We start from the raw sequence: 7861 nt of genomic DNA on the forward strand, positions 1-7861 counted from the left end.
CCACCGGTGTCTGATAAACCAGATCGAGGGCAGGCTGCAAATTGCAACGAGAAGGAGAATTCCATTGATTAGCATCCATTCTCCCTTCGGAAGCAACCACGGCAAAAGGAATGCGATCGCCAGTGTTACCAGAGCTATTTGAAAAGCGCGACGAAAACGGCCGGCGTGCTGGATGCGAAACTTTTCAACACATGCGGAACAAACAGGAACTTCGAATTCAAGAGTATACCCCCCGGTCGGAGCCGGTTTTGTAGCGTAAATTGGATATTTTTTTGCGGCTTCCGACTGTTTGCAGGATACACACAGTGTGGAAGGTTTTTCTATGAAGGCAAGGCTTGGAGGTGATTCTCTGCCCTCAGCGAGGCCTGTCCGGTAGACTATTACAAGCGCAGCACACTCGCCAGTTTTCGGATCTTCAAAAACGCGAATAAATGAGCGATACGCGCCCGAGCGTATATTCTCCCCAACCACAGCGTTTACATTTTCGATTTGACTCAATCCAGTTTTTGGGAATTGTCCGGTTTGGCTTATCAAAATTGGTATCTGTGAACGGGAAATGACATCAAATTTCACAGGATTCGGCAGCTTGTCCAAAGATTCTCCAATTGTGGCTTCAAAAATGGCGGTGCCGGCTGCAGAATCGAGTATCGTGTTTCCATCACCATCTGTAAAAACGAAGATATTCATTAAATCAGAGAGCGGCATGTCGCTCGCGAGATTGGGGTTGACTGGCCTCTTCACGATTTCAAATGGATGATTTTGATCATACCAGACCGGTTTTCGCGCTACAATTGTGAAACGAAATTTCAATGTTCATCTCTGAAGTCAAACGACAGATTGCAGCGGAAGGCGATCGCACAATCTCCTTTCTCCAGGATCTGGTAAGGATTCCAAGCGTGACCGGAAATGAAGGCGCTGTTCAAGCATATCTAAGCAAAGAGCTGGCGAGCCTCGGTCTGGAAATAGATGCATGGCAGCCATCACGCGAGGAGTTGCAGAAGCATCCTGTTTTTTCTGATGATGGATTGCCCTTGGAAGGGAGGCCTGTGATCGTAGGGCGCTGGCACGGTTCCGGAGGTGGACGGTCGTTGATACTCAACGGACATGTTGATGTTGTGCCGCCCGGGGATCCGCAAAGCTGGATCGATGGTCCGTGGAGTGGAATCGTTCGCGATGGGAAATTGTACGGTAGAGGTGCATGCGATATGAAAGGAGGTTTAGTCGCAGGCATCGCGGCGATACGAACATTGCAGAAAATGGGACTGCGTTTACGCGGAGATGTGATGATACAATGCGTGACAGGGGAAGAGACAGGCGGCATTGGAACACTCGCCACCATTTTAAGGGGATATCGCGCGGATTCCGCGGTGATATTGGAACCAACGCGGCTTGATCTATGTCCAGTGGGCGCTGGAGCTGCGAGTTTTCGTTTGCATGTGCCCGGTCTTGCAGCTCATGCAGCGATGCGGCAGCAAGGAGTCAGCGCCATCGAGAAATTCTTGTTCATTCACGCATTGCTAATGAGTCTTGAAAAGGAACGGAACGCAGGTTTTCAACATCCTCTATATAAGGATCGATTGCCGGCGCCGATTAGTATAGGCAAAGTGCAGGCTGGTGATTGGCCTTCTACAGTTCCGGACAATCTGGTGGCAGAAGGACGTTACGGTATCCTGCCAGGTGAAAACCTTAATAAAGCAAGAAAACTGTTTGAACAAAAAATTCGGAAGGAAGCCCACAAGGATTCCTGGTTAAGTCAGCATCCACCGGAGGTGGAATGGTTCGAAGGTCAATTTGAGCCGGCTGAAACAGCTCTCGATTCTGATGTTATCAAAGTTCTATCCGAGTGCCATTACGAAACCACAGGCAAAGTCCCGGCAATTCATGGTGTTTCGTATGGATCAGACTTGCGATTCTTTACCAACAATGCTGGAATGCCGGCTGTTTTGTATGGACCAGGCGATGTTGCGCAGGCCCATTCGGTGAATGAATTTATTTCACTGGAACAATTATTCACTGCTACGCAAACCGTTGCGTGTATGATGATCAGGTGGTGTGAAGTATGACTTTTGGTTGCCAGAGTATGGTCGCTCCATTGCGTCGTGTGATCGTGAAAAGTCCGGAAGTAGCTTTTCGAAACCAGTCTTTCATTGATTCGCAATGGAAACAATTGAATTTCGTGGATCGACCGGATTATGAAAAAGCCATCAATGAACATGAAGCGCTAACAGAAATTTTACGTTCTGCCGGCGCAGAGGTTTTGTCTCTTGATTTCGACAGGCGCACGGGACTGGATTCCATCTACACGCATGATCCCGGAATCATTACGGACGCCGGCGCGATCCTTTTTCAGACTGGTAAGGAATTACGGCGCGGAGAAGGGCCCGCAATGGAAGATGCCTTGCGCGACTGGGGAATTGGAATCCTTGGAAGAATTGATGGTAAGGGAACAGCGGAAGGCGGGGATATGGTCTGGCTGGACAAACGAACCTTGCTTGTTGGACATGGCTTTCGCACGAATGCCGCCGGGGTTGCTGCTCTTCATTCGATGCTGAATCCTTTTGAAATCAGCGTATTCGGATTTCACTTGCCTTACTGGCAGGGACCTGGCGATGTTCTTCACTTGATGTCTTTGATAAGTTTGCTGGATGAAGATCTTGCCGTGGTCTATCGTCCGATAATGGCTGTTCCTTTGTATGAACTTCTTGTTGCTCGCGGCATTAAGATGGTTGATGTAGCTGAAGAAGAATTCAACACGCTTGGATGCAATGTCCTGGCGCTCGGACCAAGGGATGTATTGATGGTCGAAGGCAATCCGGTAACTCGTTCCCGTTTGCAGGAAGCGGGTTGTAAGGTCCGGGAGTTTTCTGGAAAAGAGATTGCATATAAAGGAAGCGGCGGCCCGACCTGCCTCACACGCCCGCTTTTGCGGGCGTGATATTCACCGCAGAGTACGCTGAGACCGCAGAGGAATAAACAGAAATGCTTTCTCTCCGCGATCTCTGTGTTCTCTGCGGTGAAATTTTGAAATTATCTCACCTGTGCGGAAGAGCCATCGATCTTTTGTGCGGGTTCCAAACGACCTTTCAAGTAACGCGTAAGGAATTCTTCAGCCCTCAAGTAAAAATCCAATCGATTTGGCTCTCGGCTCAGACCATGTCCTTCATCCGGATAAACAACATATGTGACAGGTAATTTCTGTTCCTTCATCGCTGCGACAATTTGATCCGATGCCTCTTGCTTAACTCGCGGATCGTTGGAGCCATGCGCGATCAATAGAGGTGTTCGAATTTTCTCAACATGATAAAGGGGAGAGATCCGGCGATTGTTTTCCTCATCCTTTTCCGCATCCACTCCTATTCTTCTAATCCACCTTTTTTTAACCGGCTTCCAGTATTCAGGAAAGGATTTTAGTGCGTAACCAACATCGGAAGGTCCAACCATGTCCACTGCCGCCACATAAAGTTCCGGGGTGTATACAATTCCGCAAAGGGTCGCGTAACCTCCATAAGATCCGCCGTAGATTGCGACTCGTTTCGGATCAGCAATTCCTTCGCTGATTGCCCACTTCACAGCATCGGTCAGATCGTTCTGCATGCTCCCGGTGCACCATTGTCCCGTTCCTGCGTTCATGTACTTCAACCCGAAACCAGAGGAACCACGGAAATTTACCTGCAACACAGCGTAACCGCGATTCGCCAACCACTGCACTTCCGGATCGAATCCCCACTGGTCCCTGTGCCAAGGGCCTCCATGCACCACCAGCACAAAAGGCAGATTTTTGGGCTCGTGTCCGACCGGCAACGTGAGAAAACTCACGAGTTTCATTCCGTCTCTAGCGGTAATCTGAATTCCTTTTTGGCTTGCCAGAGTGTATTTTTCCAGCTCCGGCTCAACATGGATAAGCGGTTCGAGTTTCCTGAACGCCCGGTGATAAATGTAATAGACATCCGGCTTCACATCGCTGATGTACCTGATCAACCACACGGAATCCTTCATATCGCGGGAAGTAATTTTAAAAACGCCCGATTCCGCCTTCTCTAAGATAGCAAAATCCCGTTCTATAGCCTTGCTGATAACTTTGTAACGAGGTTTCATGTAGTGAAACGCTGCTGCCTGCACGGTCCCTGATTTTTTATCCATCAGAACTTCGTAAGTATCCCCGGTTTCCCACATATCTCCTTCCGGATCTTCAGCCAGAATTTCCAGAATCTTACCCGTTTCAACATCGATTCCTACTAATTGAGTAGTATCACTGTTGAGGGAAGTGGCAGCGTACAGAATTTTCCCGTTTTCATGAAACCCAGCGATGAGCGATCCTCCGTTGTACTGTCCCAGGAACGGTGTGCGCTCGAAAGGAGTTACCAGCAGGTCGCGCCAGGGCTTATCGATCGAATCACGGACGCGGATCGCAGTGCTTAGATCTTCCCGAAAGGCCGTGGCTGCTCGGATCTTGAAATTCCGGTCGGTTGTCCACCCGATTACATCTCCGGGATTTTCCGCTTCCAGAGTTATGTCACCTGTGAGCAAATTCACCCGGTACATATCGAAGAGCCGTGGATCCCGCTTATTCAGTCCGATCATGACCTCTTCGGGATGTTGATCGTCCTTTAGCAGGTTTGTGGCGCGGACGTCTTTAAAGGGAGTGAGATCGCGCACAGTTCCATTTCGCAAATCAACAGTTTTCAGATGATCATTCTCATCCCCATTATTGTCCTGGAAAAACAGGATGTGATCGTCGCTATAACCCCACAAAAACTCGTAGATTCCACGCACCGGATCGTGAGTAACCATCCTGTTATCTTTCTTTCCGACAGTCGCTACCCAGATGTTCAACACTCCTTCGGCGGAAGGCGCGAGGTAAGCGATTCGAGTACCGCCAGGAGAGATTCGGGGATCGGCTTTCTCCGGATTGCCAAACAGAAGCTTGCGCGGAATGAGCGGTACTTCTTTCTCAGGTCCCAAGATCTGAAATGACACCGCAAGAAAAAGACAAAGGAAATAGGAAGCCCGTTTTTTCATGTAGATCAGTTCGGATCTTCTTCTTGTTTCTCTTTGTCCTTCTTCTTTGATTTTTGTTGTTTGCTCTTGTCTTGTTTCTTAGAGCTTTCTTTCTTTTTCGAAGAAGACTTTTCTTTCCCGGATTCCTGGACCGCTTCTTCTTCAGCTTCTTCTTCTATCGCTTCATCAGCGACCTCTTCTTCCGCTTCTTCGACTGTTTTCTTCTTCTTTTGCTTTTCTACGGGCGCATCATATTCCGGTTCTTCTTCAATGGTCTTTTTATGTTTCTTTGTTGGATAAGCCTCTTCGGCCTCTTGAATATCTTCAGTTCTCTTATTTTTCTTTGCTGGAGCAGTCTCTTCTGGTTCCTGATATTGTTCTGGCTTCTTATGCTTCTTCGTCGGAGTAGCCTCTTCGGGTTCTTGAGGTTCTTCTACTCTTTTGTGTTTTTTCGCGGGAATGGCTTCTTCGGCTTCCTTCACGTCTTCGGTCCTTTTGTTCTTTTTGGCCGGAGTAGCTTCTTCGACTACGGATTCTTCAGCCTTTGGCGGTTTTTGCTTTTTGAACTGCGAGTCGCGAGCGTCAACCGGCGGCTGAGCTTCTTTTGCTTTCTTTGACTGGTGGACCTTTCCTGCTTTTTCTACTTCTTCCGCTGCGTGTTTTTCTTTCTGGACGTTCTGAACACGCCTGGTCTCGCGCGTCTTCTTCGCCACTTCCGCTTCTTTGATCACAACGTCCGTGTTGATGGTTTGGACTTTTGGCGGCTTGTTCTCCTGTTTGAAAATCCTTGCTACTGCGGCTCTGTTCTTGGCTTTTTCTCCTTTAAAGGCCTTTTGCTTTTCCGCAAATGCAGGTGCGATCACTTCTTTAACGGCACGGTTCGCGTTCTTGCGTACTTTTTCTTCCTCTCCGCCAAGAGGCACAATGACTCTAACTCGCTTCTTCTCTGTTTCTATTTCTTTTTCAACTACTGGAATCTCAACAATATTCTGCCTGACCACTCTTTCCATTACCGTACGCTTTACGGGTACGGAACTGATCCGGATTACTCTTCTTTCAAAAACATAGCGTGTGTAATCCTGGTCGAGGTAATAATCGGAATAGTTTTCGTATCCGAAATGAGAGTTGCCTATGAAGATCCAGAGATTGAATCCGATTCGTTGATAATTCGAATTGTAGTAAAGATCGCGATAGCGTGGATCGTAGTAGGGTCCGCCATAACTGTAGTCTTCATCATCGTAATATCCGAAATCTTCATCATAGTAATCGAACTGATTGTTTTCGCCGATGTAGTCGAGATAACCGCGACTGTAGTCATAGCCTGGCGGAGGAGACGGCATCCAACCGATGGTGCCATAACCTTGAGCCCAGATGACGCGTCCTGGATGCCAATCGTAGTCCGGAATCCAGGTCCATCCAAATTGGGCGTTCCAGATCCAGTGGCCATAGTGGTAGGCAAGCCATGCCCAGGGTTCGTATCCCTGCCAGTACCAACCATGAGAAGTCCAGATCCAGCGACCATATGTGTAAGGACGCCAGCCATGCGACGCGTAAGGAACCCAGGCGTGACCGAATGGCCTTACCTGAACCCAGTAACCATAGTCTGTTAGCGCATCATAGAAGCTGATCCGCTGAGGCACGTAAGCGGGAGACGCCGCAAATGCGTAAGGGAGATAATCATAATCACCCACCGACAGATAGAAATCATCTGTGCCGATTGTAAAAGAGATTCCCTCTGCGGAGCCGAGCGCCGCAAAAAGAAGAAGCAGAATTAAGAAATTTCCTTTCAGAGTTTTCATGATTCCTCCATGAACATTTTAACATTGTAGGGGCGACCCTGTGGTCGCCCTAATCCAGGGCAGGCACAAGACCTGCCCCTACTTGATCTGCAGGGTTTCTGTAATTGTGATCTTACCCTTGCCATCCACCATTACCAGCCGGTTATAAAGCTGTTCGGCTCCTGTTACGCGAACAGTTCCGCTTAGAGTTGAAGAAAGCATCCTGCTACTTTGAATGCTCACATGGGTTTCTCCAGCAACGTTCATTTTTACGCTTGTGTTCGCATCCTGATTCCATTGCATTTTCAGAGCGGTATCGAAAATGGCTGCATTTTGCCGAACATTTTTCAAAACAAAAGTTGCATTGTCTACTTTGACCTGGCGATGCTCGGAATCCGTAAAGATTCCTTCAGCGACTATGCCAGGCATTTGCACTCGTTCCCCCGGTTGAATGGATTTGTTTTTGAAGACCTGCAGAAAACTATCCGCTTCTCCCAGGTTTTTGTAGTCACTCTCCACAATATCAATTTCATCGTTGGATGGTTTCAGTCCGTGAACATCCGTAACCTTAACAGCGCCGTTTTGAACCGAAACCACATACGTTCTTCCGAGTACTGGGCTGGGTTCACCTTTTTTGTTTTCCGGGATGTCGTCTTCAGTAATGACCGATTTTCGATCGATCAACTCGTATGTGACTTTGAGCTTTGTGATGGCGTCTCTGTTTGTTTCCAGTATGGTTTCGGCTTTTCGAACGGTAACGGTGGAGACGTCATTGTGCTCTTGAAGCGATTCCCCGGCGAATTTCAGAATTACGTCCACATCCATTTTGTAGCTGGAGGTGCGCACAAAAGTTTGCCCGACTTTCGGCGGAGCCGCATTGAAAGATATCTGTTGGGCCCAGACAACCCCAAGGACACAAATGCTGAACAACAGCAACAGTCTTTTCATTTAAATGACATTGTACAGCAACTTAACCGCCGAGACGCTAAGTGTCCCTTCCCATAAATATGATGACATATGCTGCTGGCTCGCAGGCTTGATGGCAAGGCGCGAGCGAGGCGCATACCCGCTGTGGTATGTAACGA

6 protein-coding genes are annotated in these 7861 nt (G+C 48.3%); 2 read left to right on the forward strand and 4 right to left on the reverse strand.

Annotated features, from left to right (window positions below; genetic code table 11):
- Positions 1–810: hypothetical protein (locus L0156_23385; GenBank protein MCI0605941.1), on the reverse strand; the 810-nt coding region annotated here is incomplete at its 3' end.
- Between L0156_23385 and L0156_23390 the strand changes: the two genes are divergently transcribed.
- Together L0156_23390 and L0156_23395 are read left to right on the forward strand one after the other, a co-directional pair.
- Positions 810–2063: a peptidase gene (locus L0156_23390; protein ID MCI0605942.1), complete on the forward strand. Its 1254-nt coding sequence runs from the start codon at positions 810–812 to the stop codon at positions 2061–2063. The two genes, L0156_23385 and L0156_23390, sit on opposite strands and share 1 nt — an antisense overlap.
- Entirely contained in the window at positions 2060–2935 is an 876-nt protein-coding gene (locus L0156_23395) for an arginine deiminase family protein (protein ID MCI0605943.1), read from the forward strand. The genes L0156_23390 and L0156_23395 overlap by 4 nt, the downstream gene beginning before the upstream one ends.
- Before the next feature lie 92 nt (positions 2936–3027).
- Here L0156_23395 and L0156_23400 read toward each other — a convergent pair whose 3' ends face one another.
- The 3 genes from L0156_23400 to L0156_23410 all read right to left on the reverse strand — a co-directional run bounded on the left by L0156_23400 (position 3028) and on the right by L0156_23410 (position 7724).
- Positions 3028–5019 (reverse strand): S9 family peptidase, encoded by a 1992-nt coding sequence (locus tag L0156_23400; protein MCI0605944.1) that lies wholly within the window; start codon positions 5017–5019, stop codon positions 3028–3030.
- A 5-nt stretch (positions 5020–5024) separates the two neighbouring features.
- Positions 5025–6797, reverse strand: a complete 1773-nt coding sequence (locus L0156_23405; protein ID MCI0605945.1) for a hypothetical protein — start codon at positions 6795–6797, stop codon at positions 5025–5027.
- Positions 6798–6875: 78 nt separating this feature from the next.
- Positions 6876–7724 (reverse strand): hypothetical protein, encoded by an 849-nt coding sequence (locus tag L0156_23410; GenBank protein ID MCI0605946.1) that lies wholly within the window; start codon positions 7722–7724, stop codon positions 6876–6878.
- Positions 7725–7861: the final 137 nt, after the last annotated feature.

The organism is bacterium, from assembly GCA_022616075.1.
Classification (GTDB): Bacteria; Acidobacteriota; HRBIN11; order JAKEFK01; family JAKEFK01; genus JAKEFK01.